The organism is Caballeronia zhejiangensis (genome assembly GCF_000698575.1).
GTDB classification, from domain to species: Bacteria; Pseudomonadota; Gammaproteobacteria; order Burkholderiales; family Burkholderiaceae; genus Caballeronia; species Caballeronia zhejiangensis.
On sequence record NZ_JFHD01000016.1, the window covers coordinates 1 to 22,880 of the forward strand.

Genomic DNA, 22,880 nt, shown 5'->3' on the forward strand with positions numbered 1-22,880 from the left:
ACGGCAAACTCGAGGTACGCTGAGCAGATGCTGTTACTATTGGCAATGCAGGGCGGACCTAACATACACGACGTCTCACCTTTAGGTCCAGACGGCTATTGTTGCAACTTCAACGAGGACCGGGGGTCGATACTGCGCAGTTAGCAGTCTCCATGAAAATCATGCAGGTTGCTTAGGAAATGACGTAAAAGTACTTGGTCGCCAGCCAATTGTGCGTGAATGCGCGACAGGAAGTCCTCTCGATCAACGCGCATTCCCGCTATTTTGCGCTCAATTGCCGCCTCAATTTCCGGGTCATTATGGCGTTCGGTCCGAGCAAAGCTGACAGAGGGCGCACTATCCGCCGCGACTCTTCACGTTCAGATCCGGACTCTTCCAGCAACCGGCCCAGTCTCTCAACGTTTTGCTCATATAGCTCTCTAAAACGAGGGTCTTGTTTTTTAATTTCAATCTCTTTGGTCGATTTGGCGAAATCAAACGCAGCTTCGATGATGGTTCGCTCAGCAAACAAGTCTTTCTCAAGCTCGGACGTCGAAACTTGAAGAGCTTGTGCCCGAGTAACGTAGTCATTCAATTGTGATACACCATCATTGATAGCTTTGAAGAATGATCTAACCGAAAAGCGCTGCTTGTTCGGCATACCGGTCACCTCCTCTGCGAGAGTCGAGTTTGACTGGCTCGCCGAACTTATTGAAGACAACCCTCTCGGAAGGGCCGAGGATGTCTCAGACTTTAGCGCCGAAGTCGCGCTTATCGACCGGGAGGAAGTGGGCGCCGTGCCCCGATCAGTGAGAGTCTTCGAAATTGACGCCCGCTTTCCTGGCTTGTAGGTACAGGTAAAGAAGTTGGAACAGGACCGAAACTCGCCGTACGGCCCTGTTCGCATGACCAGCACTCCTTGCTTGCACCAAGGACAATGCTGTTCCTTAATAGCATTGCCATCCGAGTCTGTGATTGATACGAAGCCTTCATCAGCCAACTCCTGCAAGAAGCTGGAGCGGGAACCGCTGACCGTGAACATCGCGACGCTTCGCCGGGCCCGAGTCAACGCGACGTAAAACAGGCGCCGTTCTTCCCCTTGGTCGCACTCGTCGCCTGTGGGCATGGCAAGCGTCAAAACCGGATCGTCAGCGCGATTGTTAGGAAAACTTCGACTCTTCGCCACGCTTATCATCTCAGGCAAAATGACGTAGTCTGCTTCATTGCCCTTGGACCGGTGAATTGTGAGGAAGGAAAGGTCTACCCAACGCTCGAATCGAGCCTTGCGTGACGGCACGTAATAGCGGTGAACGTTGTAGCGGCCCAGCACGTAAACTGACACCTTCCCTTCACGCCCTGGCGGGATGCTCCCGTCTTTTACTCCCGCTGCCAGACGCATGACAAACTGGTCAATCGCATCGGTTAGTTTGTCTTTATGCGTCACCTGAAACCCCTGAAGCACGTCTCCGACAGCCGGCGTTACTGATTTCACCTGCTTGCGAATCTGAGCTGGATTCTTCAAAATATACCGACTCGACACGTCACAAAGCCCTTGGGGGCAACGAAATGTTTGTTCGAGCTTTAGGACCTGTCCATGACCGAACCAGTCACGAAAACCGGTCATGACTGAAACGTCAGCTCCTGCGAAGCGATTGATGGATTGCCAGTCATCACCGACTGCAAAAAAATATCGGCCAGGCTTCTGAACCAGGGCACGACACAAACGAGCACGGGCTAGAGAGGCATCCTGAAACTCATCGGCCATGACCAGCTCGAACGGCGTCTCGTGGCGCCCGCTCTCCAGAAGCTCGGCGGCCTGGTTGAGCATGTCCTCAAAATCGATGCCTTTCTCAGCCGCCAAAGCAGCATTCCACGCGTCAAGCACTGGCTCCGCGAGAGAAAGGAACTTGTCGTGGCGATAAATGAAGGTATCTACGGGCAGGGATTTCAATCGCGCCCGCATCGCGGAGAATGTTAAACAGTTGCTTTTGACATGACTGATGAACGTTCGCATGAGTCCGACTAGCTCAGCGGACGCCACCGGATTCTGGCCGCCAAAAGGAACCGGACGATCGGGATTGAAATTGAGCTGGATACCTCGGCTACTCAACTCGGCTGCCAGATGATCGAATGCCTCGTCGATAAGCATTTGGTGCGAAGTCGTCTCGATTAGTTCGGTCCCACGCTCCTTGTGCAGTTGGCGCTTCCACTCCACGCCCTCAACATAGTTTTTGAAAAGTGAGCCGGGGCCTTTCCATCGGCGTCCAACGCAAAGTGCTCATGGTAGAGGTCGACATCCGGGTAATAGAAATCCGGTCGATATTGACGGTGGTCCTCGTCGGCGGTTGGGAGACGGTACTGCTCTTCATATCTGTAGTTGACGCCATTAAAGAAAAGCCAGTTCGCGAGGAAAAGCTCCTCTTGGCTGCGCACCCGCTTTCCGTTAATTGTGTCCCAGCGATCATTGCCGTTAAACGTCGATGTTTGCAAATCCCGCGGAGTGACGCATCGGAACATGTCCCAATTGGTCCGAAAGCTCGGGGAGGCGTCTTTGAGCTCGTCGATAATCTGAGTGAGCTTTCGGAATCCCGCGGTCGTGTCAGTGGTCCAATCGGGAATGTCTGGCTTCTGGCCGGTGGCCTTGCCGATGATGCCAAGGCCAAGAGCGTGAAAGGTGGACGCCCTGACCGAGACATGAATCATGCCCAGCCGTTCGAAGGACTTTGTCGTTCGCTCCTCCAACTCCTCGGCCGCGCTTTCGTTGAAGGCCAAGAGGACGATTCGTTCTGGTGCAACAATACCGCGGTCGATTGCATAAGCTGCCTTCGCAACCATTGTGGATGTTTTGCCTGACCCGGCAGAAGCAACAACCTGAACTCTATTATCAAAACAGATCACTGCCCGGGATTGTTCCTCGGTCAGAGGCTTGCTTTCGACTTTATCAAACAAATTTTTGCAGTCAACCAGTTCGCGCTCTGTATGCGCAGCGTTGAGAGAAGCCCAAAATGTGCGATGGTCGACAGCCCATTGATCAAGGGAGCCCTCAATGCCTCCCGCGGCTTCGGCCAGGAATGCTTTGACAGCCGGCTTCTGCATGCGCGCTCGCACGTCCGCCGCGTCGATTGTGGGCCGCGCCTGTATAAGGGCCGTCTGCATTTCACTCGTGAACCACCGTCGATCGGATTTGGCGCTCACCTCCTGCGCGGCTTTGCTATCAAGCCACTGGCTTATGGCCTGTCGAGCGCCTTGTATATGAGCGACGTCTTCCCGCGTTCGCTTATCGAACAAAGCAGTTTCCAGAGCTTCGGACAGAGAGGCTGCCTGAGCATTGGGAAGACCATCAGCCTTAATCTCCCGTCGATGCCCCGGATAGAACGTCACATCCGTCCACAGCAGACCCTGTTTGATGCGGTACGCAGTCTCTTCCTCCACGTTGACTCGATGAGTCTGTCCATTTAGCGCCAGTGACAATTGAAGCCCCGAAAGCTCCAACTGCCAGTCGACCGATCCCGTCAGTTTCCGGCCAAGCATGGATGGAGCCCATTGCTTTGTCATTCTTTTTCCCGTGGTCTCGTCGAGGTCCTCTTCGTTATAACGAGAAGCTCAACTCGGCATGATAGCTTGACAAACTCGCGGACACGGTGCTCGAGGACGCATTTGATGTGATCTGTTTTTTGGACGTCACAACGAACGCAAGCGCACGGGCAAAAACAGCCGGTGCGCTTGCGAGAATATCTAGTTCAGCGGGCACAAAAAGTTGCTAACGCGCCCCGACACAACCATAGCCCTAAAGGTTCAATCTTCAATGGACTGTTCCAGACGCACGTTCAGCTAGAAAATCGGAGGACATTGACACGGACATATGGTGAACGACCTTCTTGATGTGGTTTGTCATCAAGATGTTGACGGCCTCTCGATTGTTCGAAATACCTAGCTGTTCAGCGCCCGCATCTTGCAACGCATTGCCAATCGCGATGATGGCCTTCAGGACGTCCCAGGTATCCGGAGACTTGCCTTCGCGACTTCCAGGCAGCACCGACTTTGGCTCGAACGAGCTTTGTAGCTCGAGCGTTCCAAAAAGACAATTAGATGGCGCACCGTCCGGTAGCCACAAGGCGAACGCTGCCTTACCTGCTCGGTTCCATTCATCCATCGCCAGGCGAAGTTCCCGCGCGCTCGCGTCCGCCAGCCAGTGCACGTTGAGCGCGCCCACTTGAAGAGAGATTTGCAACAAGTTAGCTGACTCGTGCGACACGGCCTCAAACGCGAGAGACCCTGCCCCTTCGCTTTCGGATTCAATTGCACGGTACTCAAAATGACTGAGCGCTGCCGTCAACACTGGGAACGTGGGCGCTACCGTCTGCGCCATTGCGAACCCGCTCCGGAACTGCTTCGCCTCAGCAAGCTCGCCCACCGGAAAAAAGCCGCTATCTTTGTTGTTGCCAAACATCATGTCGACATGCCCTATGTAAGTGTGAACATCGCTTTGGATAGCGACCTTCGATTTGTTCGCAGCAGCACGGGCGTCCAATTGCGATTAACCCATGCTTACCTGTCACATATAGCGATGCTTGCACAACGTGTATTTTCTAAATTTTAGAATCAGACTTTTTCTTCGCGATCCGCCAAAGACTGCCAGATGCCTTTCCTTCTCACTCGCATGTCGGATTCGACGCGAACAGCCCGGACCGAGCGCACTCAAGCGCAGCGGCGTTGGCTCGCAGATAGAGCCGTTGTTGAAAGCAGAACGTAGTTGATCCGTGGATAACGCACAGGCTCACTGAATCGCCAGCGTATGCGCCGCGGAATTTAGGCACTCCGCCGTAGACCATCCGCGTGCCGATCTGTCCTCGACCAACTACGCGACGAATTCATGCCGTGTCGTCCCACGATTCTCCGAATGCCGCGAACTCGACCTGTTTGCCACGGCGATTCGTCGATGGCAGTGAGCCATCTACAAAAGTCAAAATTCCGAAGCCGTTATCTTGACCTCACGAGATGCCGAACACTGATAGATACGATTTTACGGAGGTCATTTGACAGCCTTCCATCACCGTGAGATGACATAGCTCATCACGCTCGATGGCTCCTCTTGACGGCCATCGCCAAGACACACCGATCGCCTCTCTTGCCAGCAGCTTCCGCCACCACTATGTCGCGCGCTGAGAACTTATCAGCAAAACGAGTGGGCTCTCTCCGCAGCTTCTGGCTCGTGCCCAACAGCTATCGTCGCTATCTACCCAGACGGCGAACTAAATCTTCATACGAATTATGCCTAGCGAAGCTCATTCTGCGGGAAATTGGTATCGCCGAGCGGGACGAGGCTAATGCTGCCTACCATCGCTGTATATACTGCCTTTCTCCCACTCCTAAGCACACGACGATGAGACTCCTGGACGGCGCGACCACCGATTTTTTGCTAATCGACGAACGACATACAGGCTTACAAGTCAACGAGTTACTTCGAGCAAGCGGCGCCACAAATGTGGTCGCTCGCGTGAATCAAGAACAAGGCTTATGGTGGCGAGCAGATGAGCTTTCCGAACTACTTTTTTCGGGAGCAAACTCTCCTCTACTTCATGCCCTCAAGCGTCTGTCGACGGGAGCGCCGAATGAAGCCAGCGCGTCTGAAACCCAAGAGGATGTGGAGGATCTGACCGCGTCGTCCTTGCATGTGCTCGTTCCGTTGGTAGATGGTGACCTTCCCATTGACGCTGTCCCAGCGCAATGTATCGCGATCGACGGCGATGTCATCGCGGGTATCTGGGACGCAGACGACCCGGCCTTTGCGGCTCGCCGGCGCGCCGGTGATGTAACTGCCGGTAGCCGACATGTGCGCGGGGAACCGATTAACGTTCCCTTCGCTGACGTACAGTCAGGAGCGTGCGTGCTCAGTGTCGACTTTCCCTCACGGCTCGCGGCTGGCGAACAACGGTCAATGCTTGTAAGGCTGGTTCAATCGACGGTCGAAGACTCGAGCTTCGGGTCGGCGAGCAATGACACGTTTGACGTTGTTGTGCAGCCAATTGCAAACGTAGAAATCGTCGGCTCATGCGAGCTACAGATGCGCGTCGCAACAAGCGACAACTCACCGCCCATTCGCTTTTTGACGTTAGCAAAGAATGCCGGAACTGCCCGAATAAGAGTATTTGTGTTCCGAGGGGGAGAAGCGGTTGCACAGTTGACCGTGGCCGCTCAAGTAACTAACGACGGCCCAACGTCGTCGACACGCACACAGGTAGCGCTGCAAGCTCAGACAGAGCGCGAATTCGGGCATGGAAATGATTTGACGATGCTCGTACTTGAGCAAAAGACACCCCCGTCGTACACCATCTTCCTGAATGCAGCAGATGCCAGCCATAAAGTAAACTTTATGAAGTTCGGGCCGATCCCTGTCGAACAGAATCCTCAACAACTATTCGACGATTTTTTCGCTGATTTTGAGGCCCTCGCGGACGCTTCAACCGGGACGTACTCGCACATTGAACTGCACTTGGCACAACGAGGGAGCTGGCTCCTTGAGACGGTCTTTCCCCGCGACCTACGCGAACTCGTTTGGACCCTTAGGACTCGCATCAAGACGGTTTTGATCCAATCTGACGAACCCTATATCCCTTGGGAGCTATGTAAGCTTCAAGGCCTTGAGGATGGCACGATTGTAGAGGGTCCATTTTTCTGTGAGGCTTTCCAGCTCACTCGATGGATGCCCGGCGTTCCGCGCCGCTCGGTTCTCACGCTTGATTGCATGGCGGTTGTGGCGCCCGTCGATTCGGGGCTTCGAGCCACCGAAGAGGAAACAGAGTTTCTGCGGTCGCAGAATGGCACGCAGCGCAGAGTCGAAGGCCTTAACGCGGATTACGCGAGGATCATCCGCGCGTTCGCAAATGCTCAATATGATGGGTTTCATTTTGCGGGTCATGGCGCGTTTGGTGGAAGCGCGGGGCGCTCAGAGATTGAGCTGGACGCAGGATTGTGTTTGCGCAGCACAGATATCTCAGGATCCGCTCGCAATCTTGGAAAACGGAAACCGCTTATCTTCCTTAATTCGTGTCAGTCAGGACGCGCAGGTTTATCTTTGACCAATGTTGGTGGCTGGTCGGCACAATTTCTTCGAGCTGGCGCAGGCGCTTTCGTCGGCACATATTGGTCAGTCTTCGACGATGGTGCTGCGCTGTTTTCGCGTACGTTCTACCAAGGTCTTTTTGATGGACTGTCAATCAGCGAGTCAACGCAGTTGGCGCGCGCTGCTGTCAAAGCGACCGGGGATCCGAGCTACCTGGCGTACACCGTGTTTGCCGAGCCCGGAGCAACTGTGGATGTCATCAACGATCGCGACGCCGGGCTAAGCAATGACGAGAGTAACTGACAACTTTCTCCTAACCCTACCTAAAACGGCGATAGAAATCGCTGGTGGGGGGGACATCACGCTTGCTCGCGTCCTACTTCAACATTGCCGGGAAGCCGCTGAAGACTCCGGTGACCCGATCTTGATTGAAGAATCTGTTCAGGCTGTCCAAGCGCTCGGCAGCATGATTGACAGCATGGTGGCAGAAGTGAGCGCAAGCAACGATCCTGAACTCGAAAATGCCGATTCCGAGGTGACTGAGCTCCAGGCCCTTCTGATACAGAGCATGGAAGCGCTCAAGCATGCGCAATGGAAGGTTGCCGAGATTGGTTTTTCCGCAGGAAGCGAACGAGCACTCGACCTCGGCGCTTCTTCGGAGCATATGTTTGCCACGGTTGGACTCTTGACGGCATTGTCGGCGCTTAGGAAATCGGCGGTCGCTAGACAAACGGGCCTCGCTGCGTTGGACGAGGTGCTGCGAACACCCGAGCCTTTGGCCCAAGAGCCGCAACTTTCAGATGACACTTCCGAATTTCTAGCGCGACAAAACCTTTATCACCGAGCGCAGCAGGCTTCGAGTGAGGGCAATCTACAGCTTGTTGACGCGACATATACCGAGTTGTTGAAGTCGCTGCAGCGGTTTCCGGAGTCAAGAGATCATATCGTTGAACAAATCAGTGTCCTCATAAATAGAGGCATTCTTCTCGATTCAATGTCGCGTAGCGCCGAAGCCGAAGAATGTTTCAACGACGCTCTCTTACTCATCAGCCGACTTCCCGACGAGTACGTGACCCAGGAATGCCGCGCTTTTGTGCTGATGAACTACGCCGTGACGCTCTCCTCTTCAGGGGACACAGACCGATCAGACGCGTTTGCGCAGGAAGCACAAGATATTTTTGATCACTTTGCACCGTACTCGGCGGATTCGCGTCGAAACGCAGTGACCGTCAGAATCAATCGAGCCAAGTCCTACCAGCAAGCCGGCCGTTCACTAGAGGCGGATACACTGTATGAGCAAGCGTTGTATCTGCTAAATGCATTGCCTTCAGGAGAAAGAGATGCCGCACAATCCGATTTGGCAAGCATAAGCCTAGGGCGGACGAATAGCGCTCTTGATCAAGGCCGCCTTGATGAAGCGGAGCAACTTGCGCAACAGACTGAAAGGTACTACGAGCAGTTGCCTGAAGGCCCAGAAAGGACCTACAAGCTAGTTGGCATCCGCCAGAACCGTGCACTCATTTTGCGGAGACTTGGCCAACTAAAGGATGCCGAAGACCAGTTCAAGTCGTTGCAGGCACTGGCAGATCAACTTCCCGACGGGCCGCCTAAGCTGGAACAGCAGGCATTAATATCCCTAAATCGTGGCGAGAATCTTGACGCGATGGGTCGCTACGACGAAGCCCAGTACTGCCACCAACAATCCAATGCCTTCTATGACCAACTGTCAGGACTTGGTGCGGAATTAGGTGGCATTAGCGCGCGCATTAACTATGCGATGACGCTCAACGCACAGGGGAGATTCGATGACGCTGAACACGCGTTCTGCCTCGTCGATGCTCGGATTGCACCGCTTCCGCAACTAGCCGAAGTTAGAGAAATGCGATTCTTGCTGCGTCTGAATCGGGCCAGAAATTTCCTGCACTTGAAGCAGCTCAATGCAGCAGCAAACGAACTTGACCGTGCCGCTGCTGTCCTTGGGGAGTTTGGGCAGGAAGCAGAATTCCCTTTTGAATATGTCGACGTCCTTGTGAATCAGGGCGTTACTGCGATGCTTGCTCGAAAACATACTGAAGCACGCGAACATCTCAGCCACGCCCTTAGAATCGCAGACCAGCTTCCCGAATCTGATCGCTCATTGTCGCATCGAATCGTAGTGCGGCTCAATCTCATCTCCAACGCTTTGGCCGCCTCCGGCGTGGCTTACGTTGTGACCATGTGGCCAAGATGTTTCGAACTCTTGCAGTCACTTCAAGGTAACGCAGACGCTCAGTTGCCGGAAGTCGCAACCTCGCTAATGCAGGCATTGATTGAGCTTAGTGATGCTTCTGCAATCGGTGTTAGCGAATGCGCCGAGCGCGCCATGATGCTATGCGACTGGTCACTCGATTGGCTCGATATCGTCAATGACCCACTTGATGAGAAGCCCGCTGGAGCCGGACAGATGGCCACCGTCCTCGGACTCGCGTTGGGATGGTTGTGCCAAAACAAAGTCAGACTTGTACCGGCATTGCTGTCGAATCAATTCGGACGCTTCGCGGCAGCTCTTCGAGAAAGTTCAAACTTGCCTTCAGAGAATGGAGCGGGTGTGGCAAGCTCGGTACGAGTGCTCCGGCGAGCAATTCGACAAATCGGTGGAGAGCTTCAATCGCTCGAAGCCCGAGCTCAGGACCTCAGTACGCCAAGCTCTACGCTACGTGAAGCAGAGATCCATATATTCGATTTGCGTGCACGTCGAGAACGCACCATTTCAGAGTTGCGTACCGCCTTGAGGGCTACCCGTGCGGGAGATGAGCAAACGGACGGAATTAACATTGACCGTTTAATGAGGGCAACAGCCTCGCCTAGCACCGACCACCATCGCGCATTTGTAGTTATTTTTCGATTTCTGATGACTGAAGCATCTGGTGGAGATGGTCGCACAATCCTGCGTCCAGCAGCCGGCGCGCTCATCGTTCAGTCGGTCGCTCCCGAAGTCCAAGTGGTAACTCTGCCACCACTCGTGCTGGATGTGGCATTGCACGGAAGAGCAACGCGGGCATGGTCAGACGTGACATTAAGCGGGCTAAGTGCCGGCTTTCTGACGGGGACGCCGTCGCTAAATGGAGCACATGTCGACTCGCACCCTGTGATTGCCGACGGCGAGTTTCTTCGCAAGGCCGTGGAAGCAGGCTGGGCGACGATTCAGCCTTACGTTACCCCCTCTGTAGAAAACATTTTCTTCGCGACGCATCACGAACTCGGACATCTTCCTTGGCAGATCCTGAATGACCGCGCACCGATACGGGTCTTTCACGGCATTCAGTTGGCGACACAAGCCGCCGAGCGTCTGGAAGAGACGCACGTAATTCGTCCTCCGAACCCCGACCGATTGCTCGGAGTGTTGGCTCATTCACCGCGTCACACTGGTGCGCAGCTCGACAATGTCCATCGGGATACTGCGATGGGAGCGATTCCGGGCGTCTACGCAGACTTGCTTGTCACCAGAGAACAGTGGCGCAACTCAAGTGAATTACTTCTCGGCAAAGAAGCATTGCTTCAACGCACACCGACATTGGTCCAACTGTCGTGCCACGGGACTGCGCGGACAGCCGTCACAGGGCTTGAGGATGCTTCGACTTCTGCATATGAGCTTGCGAGAGCCATCGCAACTCGGCCTGAAAGCGGGCGAATTGAAGCGCTAATCACCGTTGCCTGCGCCAGCGCGCAGGCAGGGACTAACGCTTTTGGCGAGGCCGGAGGCTGGTCTGTTGTATTGCACGGCCACGCTGATGTTGTCTTGGGCGCACTTTTCCCTGTCGACGATGTACTGTGTTCTTTGTTCGTGCTTCTGTTACATCGCTCGTGGAAACAATGTGGTGACCTCCGACTTGCCCTCGACGCGACACGCAAGTGTCTCCGCGGCGGTGAATGGGCGAACAGTCTCGAACAGGAAATCGAAATCTACATGCAATGGGCGAAAGCACTCGCCGACGCGCTTACAAGAGCGTTAGCGCCGCCTGCGCACACTGTTGCGGTCATGGAACGCGCGAGAGATCACTTCGAACATCGCAAGTCACTGTATCTCGACGACGAACGGCTGCGCCTCATAGCCGAGGCATTCGTCATCTTAGGATGATTCAGACAAACGCATTAGACGCCTGAGATCACGACGGATCTGTCTCAAAGAGCTCCCGAATGCACAAACCATGTTTATCGGCGCAAGCCGTCCGCCTGTGCCCCACTTTTTGACGGAGACTGCCTTTAGATCAGTGCAATACCTTCAAGACTGCATCCGCCATACCCGCATAGCCTTGTCCATTCGGATGGAACGTGCCATCGATGCCATCTTGACGCCCCGTATCACCTGGCCACTGCGTCAGAAACGAATCGTTCCCGGTACGAATTGCCCTCGTGTTGTTGGCGTAAGGGTGCCATGAATGGGCATCCTTTGGCGATAGCAATGTTTGCGCATCGCCTGTACACCACCCTTTTCGGTTCATAACTCCGTCCATTGAGGCGGCTGTCCAGCGAAGCTCCGCCGCACTATCTTCAATCGCTTTGTTCAAAGCAGGTAGAACTGCGCGGTTCACAGTCTTTGCCTCATCCTCGGTAAGGTTAATTTCCCATTCAACAGGAACCAATGCTCGTGGAATGAGAGTTCGGGCCGCATACCACGCGTTATTATAATTTTTGTGAGGCGGATTGCCACACAACTTCCCACCCATGTCGTGGAGCGAGTTTGGGTATTCGTTTGCCACGATCTTCTCAGGCTCGACCTGCAACAACTTCGTCAACGCCATATCCAGCGCGAAAAGTCGTGTCCGCAATTCTGCGATTCGCTGAATCGCAGTGAGTTTTTTTAGAGAGCTACAGTCATCGGAGGCTCCAGCGTATGGACAAACTACCCCGCCTCCTTTTCTAGCGACGCCTGTAATGAAGTTGCTCCAAACCACCTGTGGAGGAATCCCCAATCTACGACCGGACGGCAGCAAACCCCACGCAATCACGCCGCTAAATCCCAGATCATTACCGCCAATCGAAAGTAAGACTAGGTCAGGGCGGCGAAATTGAGCAGCAGGACACTCGACGAGATCCTTAATCCAAGGCGGCTCATGAGTCGCGTATCTAGTGCCCGTAAATCGCCCAATAAGGCTTCGCTTAAAACCGCTTTCGATCGGGCTGGGACTTCCGGCACACAATGCCTTGACAGTTGCGTTCAACTGAGAGATCGGCACGTCACACTCCGGATCTAATTCGTCGACTGAGGAGCGCTGGAATACCGGTTTGCAATTTCTCGCGGGGTGGCCCGATGGCAAGCTCTGCGGCGCAAGTAAGCCGTCTATGATCTCTGCTCCGGCGCAAGAGAACTGCACTAAAACTGTGGATTCATGGGGATGGCGCGCTGCGACTCTTAACGCGACCAGATTTTGGTAGGAATAAAACGACCGATTGCAACGGGTAGATTGCCACTTTGCAGGACTTTCAACAAATTGATTGATATGCTTCGAATCACCAAGTGGCCACTCATCGAAAGGTATTTCAGCTTTCCAAATCGTTGGTGCGTCTGGTGAACCCTCTCCCGCACCGTAAGAATCCCCTAGCCCAACGATTATGAAACTCGTCGGCCTAACGAGTTCCTCGGCTATCTTACTTCCAGACGCGCGCACCACGAGTAGCCCGAACTTTTTTTGCAAAATTACGTGATTTATGCCTTCTCCACATTGTCCCGTGTGAACAACAAGCCCATCAATGCTCCATTCACATACATCATGCGACGCGTTTGCTTTAAGGCCGGACAATTTTGCGCTTATTGAGATCTGACTTGGCAAATTCACGTAGTTATCGGCATAGCGAGGGTTGATGTTATTGACGTCTTCAATTCAGGGCCCAGTGGAGCTCACATACGGTGACCCACCAGATGCCTCGATTCGGTCTATCCAACCGGAAGGTGTATCGCCATCTCGATACGACAGTTTCTCATAACGCTCGGCGGATTGTTGGGCTGTCGACTCCTGGGACGATTCGAAGTCAAACGCTCTGAAGCGATTGTCCAGCTGCCACTCGATCGTTGCTCCGATTGCACTTGACGCAAGTGCCAACCCGAGAAAAGCCACGCCTACAAACTCAATCACTTTCTTCAGCTTATCTCTTCGCATAGCTTTTTCTCAAGTTTAAAGGGAAATTAAATTCATGTTTAGACGAAGCAACAGGCATCCTACTGAGTCTGCGCAATGCTCGACAATTTCCATCCCGAACGTTAAATAGCGAAGAGTAAAGATATGATATTTGCCTTCGCACTCCTATTCAGGCTTGAGAGAAAAAAAGGATCTGGTTTGGAGAGTCCGGAATGAGTGCGTGAGAGCCTCTTCATGCTCCGGTCGCAAACCGCAGTTTCATAGGGCCACAACGATGGTTATGTGCGGAGGCACACCAATCTACTGAGAATCCACGAGCCTCGTCTGCGGCATGCCTGACTGTCGCAGCACGTTTCACCTTATGACGTTTCCGGAGCGGAGAACGAAATAGGACGAGTGCATCCAAGCGAGTGATTGCAGCGCATGCCGATCGGGCAACAACGCCACCTAAAACATGTAGTGAACTTCGCAATGGTGCTGGCATCAAAAGCACTCAGAAGTGCGTCCAGACGTGGAATGCTGCCAACGAACTCAATCACGCGTTTAAAAAGGCTAACTACACATGCTTCCAATCATCAGGAAACATGTTCCCATGGCAACGACCGCACGTGACCACATCCAAAAAATCTTTGCCGCTAAGCTCTGGTTGCAGCCCTCGCTCGCGACATCCCAATTTTGTACCCTGTTCGGCATGTCACACCGTCGGAGTTCGTTGTTTCTGGAGGCACGCGAGCCCGCGACGTTGCGCCATAGAACGGGACTGCGACATGTCGCGCACTTGAATAAGCCAGAGGTTATCGAAGCCTATCGAGCTTGCTTCCGAGGCGAAGAACCATCACCTGAGCTGTTGAATCTTGTGGACAAGCCGAAAAGGGGTTCGGTGCCACGGGAAAAGCCCGTCGCTAAAGACATCTCACGGCTATTCCAGCGCGCGAAAAGCGGACGACTAGAAGACGTCGTGAGTTTGCGCGCAAAAATCGGGGACTTGCTAAGGAGGCAGCGGCCCACAAGCGGTGCATTCGCACCTGCAGAAAAACTCGATGCACTGTTGTTGCAGCAACTCTCTGAAAAGTTTTCTTACAGCAGAGAAGTCAGTGCGCGACTCACGAGAGAGTTGGCGACGTTGCGGTCGCGCGAAGCAAGCATGCGCGCCAACGCGAAGTGACTCCAACTACCTCCGCGGGGGTGCGGCTAAATTCTTGGATTGATTTATGCCGCGAGTCCGACGATTTGCCGGTATTCGACCGGACTAAGGAAGCTGAGCAAGACCTTGATCCGCGTTGCGTTGTACCACCGGGTGTAGGAGTTGAGGACCTTGGTAAACTGATCAACGGTCGTAGCTCGCCAATCACGATAATAGAACATTTCCGTCTTGGGTCGCCTGAAGACGCCTTCGCTGGCTGCGTTGTCCGGCGAATATCCTTTGCTGGGTCCAGATGACTCCTCGTCCGGCGCCATCCGAGGACAATTCGTTGATAGAAGCCAAAATTAGATAGTTGGGAAGTTTGCGCTAAAGAAAGTCTCTTATCGTCCGTTAGAACACGTTTGGATCATGTTCGATTGTCGATGGCCGTTCGGGACCTGCGACAGACCGAGCTTCGCCTGCGCCGTAGGTTCTGCAGTCAAATAAGCAGGGCGTCCCAGTCCGTGAGACGTTTCGTTTCACGGAATGAGAAGGGCCAACACGAGCCATCATTAGACAGCATTTTCCGATTTACGGCTTCCGATGCCTTTCACGCTTCCTAAGCGACACAGAATCCAAGATGGCTGAAGACTTTTACAATGCCCTCGGCGTGCGTGAGGATGCGTCCACGACCGAAATAGCGGCTGCGTATCGATATGCAGCGTCAAAGCTTCATCCGAGCCACGATGGCAACGCCTTGCCGGACACGGTGAAGCGGTTCTCGCTTCTGGCTGAAGCCTATTCAACTCTCACGGATGACGCAAAACGAGGCGCGTACGACGTGAAGCGCCACGCTCAAGGGCACGGCAGCACCCTTCGCACAAACTCCTTCCAGGATCCTGAGAAGGTATTCGTAGAAGGTATGACCGCGTGGGCGATCGACCTGAAGGTTCAGGGATACACGGCAGACCAGATACGGAGCATGCTGGAATCTCATCAGTGTCCAACGCCAATCGCTGTGGCGGTAAGCGCGATGTTTTCCGGGAATAGCGCTCCACGCGTGAATCCAGCTTCAGCGTCGTCTTCGGGCCAAGCTTCGCCGGCAGCCAAGAAAGGTTCTACGCCAACACGCAGCGTGCTGCGTAAAGTCGTGGGCGCACTCGGAATGGCTGCGATTTTGGCGCTCATTTATCAAGCTTTGCCTAAAAATAAGGCGACAACACATTCCACGCGGCAAATAGCCTCCACTTCGCTGGCGGCGGACGCGCAGCCGCCTCACCCGGTACCGGTCGGGGCTGCCTCCGAAGGGTTGTCGCTCGTTGAGAAGAGTGGCTCAGAAACAGGAGGAGGCGGCGTAGGTCAGTCTGCCTCCGCGCCCATCTCTGTTTTACAATCCGGCCCCCCCCTGCAGCAGCCTTATTCCGTGCTGTCATCACTGGCAGCGTTCCGTACCTTTGATCCTTCTAGTGGCACAGGCACGCGCGACCGAGCCTCTTTTCATGGCCTCGACGGTGTCGGTCCGTCCGACAGTGACAATGGACTTTATGCGGTGAAGGTTGAAGCTCGTCTCAAGCTTCCTAACGAAGAGCGCACCGTATATCTACTCAAATCAACTCCTGTACGGGCGCAAGGTTACGAGTGCCACGCGTGCGCACCAATCGTGTCTGCAGTCGTGACCGTGCAAACATCTCAAGGCGAAGAGCAACTCGATTCTCAATTGGTCGACTTGGGTACGCTTGGCGCTTGGGGCACGTACGATTTCTCGGAGGTCGCCTTAGTCGAACTAGGCCGGAGACATCCGGGCCTCATCTTCCCCTTAAGTTATTCAGGTATGGGCGAGCACACGAGCTCGATCGAGATCTTCAGCGTCGACGCAAAGAGTTTCCGCAAGCTTGCCTCTGTGGAGACCGGCGGAGACAACTCGGGAACATCCCAATGTGATGCGCAGAAATCCGAATGCGAAAACTATTCGGTTTCTGTTCAGTTTCTCAGGGACAACAAGAGTGCCTATTATCCGCTTCAGCTGACGGTCTCTGGTAGAAAGCGAAACGCCAGTGGAACTGTCGTCCCTGTCAGCGTCACCGCTGTGGCGCGCTTTAACGGCTCATCCTATGTCATTGAGCCCGCTTCTCGAGACAACACCTCTTCAAGTCCGTCGAACGCAGTGGCAAGCAGTGTTGGGACCACCTCATGATGTTAGGCAGAGTTGCAGTTTCTCTTCTTCTCATAGTCTTGGGTATCCATTGTCCGCATGCGTCGGCACAGACAGTCGACAATTTGAGCAATTGCCTGTCTGGGCAGTACCCGGCCCTTTGTCGTCACGACCTTCTGACCCCCGACCAGGCGCTGGCGGCCAAAAAAGCAGAGTACGCTCACAATCTGACGCAATGTCTTGACGGCCACTATCCGGCCCTTTGTCGGCATGAATGGCTAACCTCCGACCAAGGAGCTTCGGTCGACTCAGCGGAACGTCGTGCAAACTTCGACACATGCATCCAGGGACGATACGTCGCGCTCTGCAATCATGCAAAGTTGACGCCGGAGCAGCAACAACAGGTGAGTATGGCCGAACATCGCGAAAACCTTCAGGTCTGCCGCACGGGGCAATACGTTGCGCTTTGCCGGCATCAAGATCTCACGGCCGAAGAGGCGAGCGTCGTGCGAAGCGCCGAGCATCGCGTCAATCAGAACAACTGCCGCAACCAGTTTCTGCAGGCACTGTGTCGTCGTGACTGGCTGGCAGAAGATGAGCAGGAAATGCGTGCACAGGCAACTTCCTCGAATCGCGGTTCATCAATGCCCATGCCTCCCACAGCGGCGACCGATCGGACTGCAACGCTTGCCAACCATACGAATTCAACGATGTCGGCGCCTGATCCCAGCTCTCGAGCAGGTGCACCGACACCAGACATGAGCGGGCTTATACGCCCTAACGTGGTTACCTCTCCTGCACCTGCCCGTTGCCAAAACTATTGGTTAGGTTCGATAGCGGCGAGCGGTGAGTATGCCGTTCTCTCCGACTATTCGAGGATCACGCCGGTTGATACATCTGGCAAGACAACACTCAAAGCCTGGCAACGCGGCCAATCTGTTGTGAAATGCGGTGCTAAGCTAACCAACAAAGATGCGCACGATTCCATCGCTGTCAAGCACTAACCGTCCTTGCGCCTCTCTACGGCTCACTTAGATACCGCGAAGTCCAATTCGGCTTGAGCGACTTGAGTTTCTGCATTCACCAACATATCTTGCAGCAGAACGCGTTGTCGTTCGGTTTCTGCCACGACGCGCCTGAGTTGCGCCGGGCCGGAAACGAGTAAAGCTTCGAGTTGCTTGCGAATCAGGGCGTACCGTTGCTGCAGCACGGCCATGTCGGCAGGATCGACACCTTTGCTGGGGTCGAACACGAAGCGTTTCTCAAGACTACGACGCCATTGCACCAATTCCTTGGTCAGGCGCTCCCCAAATCCTTTGATAGAGTGGATCTTGTTCCATTCCACGTCGGCGGCAGTCTCCACGCCGAACGAAGCCAAGGTCGTCTTGCGTGTCGGTCCGATGCCCGGGATGTCGTGGTCGGATAGAAAGAACTTCTCAAGGAAGTTGCGCATCTGCAGCTCACGGATGTTCGCTTGCAGTTTGCTCTTATCGTTCGAGAACCGATTCGACAAATCGTCGTACTCCTGCCGTGCTCGCTTAAACTCTTCCAGCTTGTCATGGAACGCTTTGTCGGTGGCGACCATGTTCCATTGCGACCAAGCAGCAGCCAAAACCCGATTGGCTGTCTCCAGAAGCGTCTTGCGTCGAGTTTGTTCTGGCGAAGGCGCGCCTCCAGCGTAGAACAGCAGCGCGCCAGCAATCAAAATGAAGAACCAGAATGCAGGAAACTTGACCAGTCCGAATACAACCCCAACGACGGCAAGTACGCGACGTGTGCGTTTCAAGAACCGCGCATTCCTCGCATCGGCCGGCAATGGCGTAGCTTTCAGGCTTTGCGGCCTTTTAACATCAGGTTTTGCCGCGATCCCCGGCGAGCGAACGGCCATGATGTCCGACCAGACGCGGGCAACGTCAAACCCCGAGCCTCGAGCGGCGGCCTGAAACCCGGCTGCGCCCAGACTGAAGAAAAAGGCCACTCCTGCAGACCGCTCGAGTTCGCACCATGGGCATGCGCTCCGGCCGCGGTAGTATTTGTGCGAGGTATCAAAGGTACAAGTCTGAATCTGCGCGCGAGCGCGATCAAGAGTCGACATCCACTCGCCGGCGCTCGGTCGTGCATCGTGCTTCTCGCCACTTCTGCCAAAGGCCTTCTCGAACATTGCTGCCGTGTCGTTCGGAAGAATGTCAGTGCCGACCGTATTAGGCGGAGGGTACATCGCTGTGCCTCCTCCTGGAGACGCAAAAGCGTACCGAAACTCCTTGATAGCTTGTTCTAGCGACATGTCGCCTGCCCCGCGATAGACGCCGGCGAACGGATGGCGTCCCATCAGGAGCAGATGGAAGACAAGCAACGCGAGGCCGAAGTTGTCGTGATTCGAGGTTCGGTTGACGTTTCGAAAACTCAGCAGCCCTTGGAGCTCGGGTGGTGTGAACGTCGGCACGCCGACCTCGCACGCGAAAGTGCGGCCACTGTCGACAAATTGGAACGAGTCACAGTCGATCAATCGAACCGTGCTATCCCGACTCACGAAAACGAGGTTCGGATTGACGTCACCGATGACGCTGCCGGATGCATGTACAACAGTAAAAGCCGATGCAACATTGCGTGCCGCGCTTAACAGAAAAGACCAATCAGCCTTGGGAAACTGCTGTTTTCGATGGCCAGGTCCGTAGAGATGATGAAGCGGTTGCGCATCAACTGCCTTTGCCATCAAAAAGCCGTGAACTGATCCATTGACCGATGTATGAACAGTATCAATAGGCCACGCAGCAATGTTGCCCAACGCCTCGGTTTTCCGCGCGGTCATTGCGCGCAGCTTGGCCTGACGATCCTGCGAGACGTTCCCGTGATAAATCTTTGCCACCAGGTTCGAGCCGCGCCCCTGCACGTCGAATACGGCACCCTCACCGCCTTGACCTAACTCCTTACCCAAAACGATTTTTTTGCCCTGACTATCGAAGAAATCCATCTAAACTACTCTGCGGGTTGCCAAGACGAGCGTTTTATCGTCGTCGGTCCGTTCGTTGACTTGTTTGCTGTCGAGAAACTGCGCCAATTGAACCGTTAGCGCCTCGCACTCGCTCAGGCTCTTCCTCCGCAACACGAAAAACATTGGGTCGAAGAAAGGTGAGTATGGTGTCTGGGATTCGTAAGTCAGCGCAAGCCGCTGCAGCCCATCACTAAAAAGCGCCAGCTCTGCAGCGGGGCTCGATGTTACAGCGATCTGAAGATGCATGAGTGAATCATCGTCGGTGACAAAATTTGTCATATTTGCGTAACGACCAGCCTCTGGCCAAAACACAACGCCCTGAACATCCTCGCTTGCCACGACGATAGCTCCATCTCCAATCTGGAAAAATACCGAAGACTCAGGCCCAAGCACCGCACCCAAAAGTGTGCATGCGTAATCGCGACTGGTGGCATCGGACTCGTTCGCGGCCGCCGTCACTGCCGCTCTGACCGCGCAAATCCAACCTTCCACAGCGCTACCGTCAATGTGGTTTGTCGTCTTGAACGTGTGCTCGATTGCCGTCAGGGCTGTCGAGCATGCCAAATCGGCACCCTTCGCCGCAAATCGGGCACTGCCTGCGCCGTCAGACAACAGACAAACCAGACGCTGTTGCTGGTTGCGGTCTATCAACGACTGCACGAGACAGGTGTCTTGGCACTCCCCACCCTGTTGAGTGTGGGACGTGCCTACCACGCTGGCGCTAACGGTTTTCCAGGTCACACTACGGTCCAGCCAGAAGGTGCCGGGAGAGCCACCGCAGTACCCGGCGTCGATTGCGACACCGATTTCATTGAATTAGACAGCCATTGGAAAAGTTCGCGGAATCTCAATCCCTGGAGCCGGACCGGATCGCGTACCGAAATTTGGCGGAGGATGTCGAGATTAGCCCCGTCGACCGCGACGGTGAAAAACGCGAATGACTTATTCGCTTCGCCTTCACGGATAAGTTCTGCTGCCTGTTGCCATGCATCAGTGGGTGCCCCGTCTGTGATCATGAAGACCCACGGACGATAGAACGCGATGCCGTTATTGCGGTACTCGGATTTTCGCTGCTGCAAAAGTTCGAGCCCTCGTTCGATGGCTTCGCCCATCGGGGTCACGCCAGCGGCTTCCAGCCGCGGTGGCTGGAAATGCGGCGCGGTTTGAAATTCATTTTTGACCTCAACCGGTCCAAACGTTACAACCGCAACCTCAACTCGCTTCATTGCCAAACTATCCGCCGCCAACTCATCCTTAAAGCTTGCGATACCCGAATTCAGTTCGGCGATCGGAGCGCCGCGCATCGACGCCGATGTGTCGAGCAAGAGCAGACAAGGACAGCGCGGCTCGGGATTATCGGCGAAGCTTTCCGTACCAAAAGGCAATTGAACAGCGAACTCGTTCTCTTCGATCACATTACCCCCATTAATTGTTGCTTCCCGTAGAAAACTGCCCGCCAGCATAGGCCATAACTTTACATTTTGTAAACTTTTCAGCAACTTACATTGATATGCTCAACACGCTACCTATCGGCCGATGTAAGTGGAACTTTAGGGATTTGCACAATCGAAACTCGTAAGTTTAATCGTTGCCGTATCAAAGAAAGCGAAATGCTACAATGTCTTTTACAGAACCACCAATCATAGCCAAAAAAATGAATGTTGATAGGCAAGTGATAAGGCCCGCAGCCACTTTGCGACAACAAGTTATCAACGGATTGCGATCATGCATCAATGGTTTAACGTTAAAACCTGGTGACCGGTTGGTTGAGCGCGAGTTGTGTGAGATGCTTGGAGTAAGTCGAACGCTGATTCGTGAAGCGCTGAGTCAGCTGGTAGCCGAAGGGCTTGTACAGATCATTCCGCACAAGGGTCCAGTCGTCGCCATCCTAAACTTGAGTGACGCGCGGGGGCTTTATCAAGTGCGCGCTGTGCTTGAAGAATTGGCTGGACAGCGGTTCACGGAGTGGGCGTCTAATGACATGCGGGTCGGACTTTTAAAAGCGCAAAAGACGCTGCTTACAATTCGCGATTTGAGTTCGACCGATAAGGTATTGATGTATCTGAGAAAAAGTCTAAGTTTTACGACGTGCTACTAGAAGGCGCGGATAATCCTGCTCTTTCAGAGTTGCTTCCACGAATACATACACGCTTAACAATGCTGCGGGTGAAAGCAATTATGAAAGAAGGACGCTTTGCCGAAATTTGCGGCGAAATTTCTGCAATCGTTGATGCTGTCATGCGTAACGATGCCATTCAAGCCGCCGCTGCTTGTAAGCGACACGTCGAGCAGTCTGGGCGTCACGCAATCGAAGTTTTCATGGGCGCTGCGTGAATTCCATGCAGGCGCCTTGCAAGAAGCCGTGTCGTGTTGCCTTCGGCGTAGCCGTCAGACACAAAATTTACCCTGCCTCGTAATACACTCGATTAACGTCTGACCGAAAAGCAGCGAAATCAATGCTCACCGTGCGTTAATCCTAAATACCTTCTCTTTCCAAGTTCTACCCCGTTGTGGCGAAGGATTGCATAGCCAGTCGTCACGTGAAAGAAGACATTGGGTAGTGCGATGCTGATTAGGTACTCTTCTTCGCTGACCGTGCCATCAGGCGCCATTGAGTGGGCAATGCGTCGCTGGCTTGCTCCTGCGTATTGCTCCGGGTCTACGCTCTCCGCAAATTTGACGGTCTTGTCGATTCGCGCTCTGAGTTCTTGAAGTGTTCGCTCGTCATCGGTGTGATGAGGCGGCTCTCGACCTGTAAGCCACCCTGCTGCACCTTTCACGTAGTCGCAGGCGCTTCGGACTTGATAAATGAGATTGCCCATGTCTGGCGCAAGACGGCTATTTAGAAGGACATCAACGTCAAAAGATTTAGCCTGCGCGTACGTTGCGGCATCTGACAACCATTCCTCGAAATTCCGTATCATCTGAATACACTCAACGACAATCCTGCCGTAGGACATACACGCCACAGGAGGGCCATCTATTATAGGTAAAGACATAAAATCTTTTTCTGTGCTTGTAAAAGGCCGGACGGCGATCGAGCGAGAGCCGACTCTGACTTTAAGACCGCATTGATTTCATACATGAGGCCGACAGCAAATCACCTACTGCGAGCAACCGTCGATTCGAGATTACTACAGCCAAGCACTTTAACCATCACAGATTCGTCAACCGATTTGAACCAAATATGCAATAAATGTCATCATGGTGATTGCGCCATCCGCCGTCACTGGCACAATGCAGCCGTTGAGATGGAGGGAAGGCAGCTTCGTGCGCATGGAAATCTGGCCTGCATGAATTTTGCGGCGCGCCCGATTGTTCGCAACGTTCTCGAATCGAGTCATCAGGTCACTCTGGATCGCGTGGTTGTTGTGGCAAAAAGACCGGTCGCGCCTTGATTCGGGGATCAAGATTCAGTGCATGTCAACGAGTTCATCTATGTCAGGCAAGTTCGC

Annotated in this window: 16 protein-coding genes and 1 pseudogene; 7 read left to right on the top strand and 10 right to left on the bottom strand. The window is 54.0% G+C overall.

Translation table 11 applies throughout. The annotated features are described in order from the left end of the window. Nucleotides 1-259: 259 nt before the first annotated feature. From BG60_RS39585 to BG60_RS20005, 3 genes are all read right to left on the bottom strand, one after another. A complete protein-coding gene (locus BG60_RS39585; protein ID WP_052131864.1) occupies nucleotides 260-2,128 on the bottom strand; it encodes a UvrD-helicase domain-containing protein in 1,869 nt (622 codons plus the stop codon). Between the two features lie 20 nt (nucleotides 2,129-2,148). Then, entirely contained in the window at nucleotides 2,149-3,534 is a 1,386-nt protein-coding gene (locus tag BG60_RS39590) for a UvrD-helicase domain-containing protein (RefSeq protein ID WP_063607025.1), read from the bottom strand. Between the two features lie 247 nt (nucleotides 3,535-3,781). Then, nucleotides 3,782-4,432, bottom strand: a complete 651-nt coding sequence (locus tag BG60_RS20005; RefSeq protein ID WP_140401903.1) for a hypothetical protein — start codon at nucleotides 4,430-4,432, stop codon at nucleotides 3,782-3,784. Nucleotides 4,433-5,362: 930 nt separating this feature from the next. On the opposite strand from BG60_RS20005, the gene BG60_RS37875 reads away from it, so the two are divergent. Further along, nucleotides 5,363-7,345, top strand: coding sequence for a CHAT domain-containing protein (locus tag BG60_RS37875; RefSeq protein ID WP_160172903.1), 1,983 nt, complete (start codon nucleotides 5,363-5,365; stop codon nucleotides 7,343-7,345). A gap of 121 nt (nucleotides 7,346-7,466) precedes the next feature. Continuing rightward, nucleotides 7,467-11,159, top strand: a complete 3,693-nt coding sequence (locus tag BG60_RS20020; protein ID WP_144403620.1) for a tetratricopeptide repeat protein — start codon at nucleotides 7,467-7,469, stop codon at nucleotides 11,157-11,159. Between the two features lie 130 nt (nucleotides 11,160-11,289). Here BG60_RS20020 and BG60_RS38280 read toward each other — a convergent pair whose 3' ends face one another. After that, nucleotides 11,290-12,858, bottom strand: a complete 1,569-nt coding sequence (locus BG60_RS38280) for an SGNH/GDSL hydrolase family protein (RefSeq protein ID WP_140401901.1) — start codon at nucleotides 12,856-12,858, stop codon at nucleotides 11,290-11,292. Between the two features lie 862 nt (nucleotides 12,859-13,720). Here BG60_RS38280 and BG60_RS20030 point away from each other — a divergent pair. Then, entirely contained in the window at nucleotides 13,721-14,323 is a 603-nt protein-coding gene (locus tag BG60_RS20030) for a hypothetical protein (protein WP_035508183.1), read from the top strand. 44 nt (nucleotides 14,324-14,367) lie between these two features. Here BG60_RS20030 and BG60_RS20035 read toward each other — a convergent pair. After that, a pseudogene (locus BG60_RS20035) lies at nucleotides 14,368-14,583 on the bottom strand (IS3 family transposase); the annotation flags it as partial. Between the two features lie 338 nt (nucleotides 14,584-14,921). Between BG60_RS20035 and BG60_RS36970 the strand changes: the two are divergent. Together BG60_RS36970 and BG60_RS38285 are read left to right on the top strand one after the other, a co-directional pair. After that, on the top strand, nucleotides 14,922-16,475 hold the full coding sequence (locus tag BG60_RS36970) for a J domain-containing protein (protein WP_075583519.1): 1,554 nt from the start codon (nucleotides 14,922-14,924) through the stop codon (nucleotides 16,473-16,475). Then, nucleotides 16,472-17,437, top strand: a complete 966-nt coding sequence (locus BG60_RS38285) for a hypothetical protein (RefSeq protein ID WP_140401900.1) — start codon at nucleotides 16,472-16,474, stop codon at nucleotides 17,435-17,437. Before BG60_RS36970 ends, BG60_RS38285 begins: the two co-directional genes overlap by 4 nt. Nucleotides 17,438-17,460: 23 nt before the next feature. On the opposite strand, the gene BG60_RS20050 is transcribed toward BG60_RS38285, so the two are convergent. Genes BG60_RS20050 through BG60_RS20060 form a run of 3 tightly spaced genes read right to left on the bottom strand, consistent with a single transcriptional unit; the run spans nucleotide 17,461 to nucleotide 20,888 of the window. Continuing rightward, nucleotides 17,461-19,404, bottom strand: coding sequence for a helix-hairpin-helix domain-containing protein (locus BG60_RS20050; protein ID WP_034472481.1), 1,944 nt, complete (start codon nucleotides 19,402-19,404; stop codon nucleotides 17,461-17,463). Next, nucleotides 19,405-20,166 carry a PP2C family serine/threonine-protein phosphatase gene (locus tag BG60_RS20055; protein WP_034472484.1) on the bottom strand — a complete coding sequence of 254 codons (762 nt, stop codon included), beginning with the start codon at nucleotides 20,164-20,166 and terminating at the stop codon, nucleotides 19,405-19,407. It lies immediately after the preceding gene. Beyond that, a complete protein-coding gene (locus tag BG60_RS20060; RefSeq protein WP_080443072.1) occupies nucleotides 20,163-20,888 on the bottom strand; it encodes a vWA domain-containing protein in 726 nt (241 codons plus the stop codon). Before BG60_RS20060 ends, BG60_RS20055 begins: the two co-directional genes overlap by 4 nt. 155 nt (nucleotides 20,889-21,043) lie before the next feature. On the opposite strand from BG60_RS20060, the gene BG60_RS39595 reads away from it, so the two are divergent. Then, nucleotides 21,044-21,523, top strand: a complete 480-nt coding sequence (locus tag BG60_RS39595) for a GntR family transcriptional regulator (RefSeq protein ID WP_235590072.1) — start codon at nucleotides 21,044-21,046, stop codon at nucleotides 21,521-21,523. After that, on the top strand, nucleotides 21,514-21,759 hold the full coding sequence (locus BG60_RS39600) for an FCD domain-containing protein (protein ID WP_235590071.1): 246 nt from the start codon (nucleotides 21,514-21,516) through the stop codon (nucleotides 21,757-21,759). Before BG60_RS39595 ends, BG60_RS39600 begins: the two co-directional genes overlap by 10 nt. A gap of 119 nt (nucleotides 21,760-21,878) precedes the next feature. On the opposite strand, the gene BG60_RS20070 is transcribed toward BG60_RS39600, so the two are convergent. Both BG60_RS20070 and BG60_RS38785 read right to left on the bottom strand, forming a co-directional pair. After that, the gene (locus BG60_RS20070; protein WP_034472486.1) at nucleotides 21,879-22,385 is read right to left on the bottom strand and encodes a DUF1993 domain-containing protein; all 507 of its coding nucleotides are present in this window, start codon (nucleotides 22,383-22,385) and stop codon (nucleotides 21,879-21,881) included. 207 nt (nucleotides 22,386-22,592) lie between these two features. Continuing rightward, nucleotides 22,593-22,769 (bottom strand): hypothetical protein, encoded by a 177-nt coding sequence (locus tag BG60_RS38785; protein ID WP_160172904.1) that lies wholly within the window; start codon nucleotides 22,767-22,769, stop codon nucleotides 22,593-22,595. Nucleotides 22,770-22,880 lie beyond the last annotated feature (111 nt).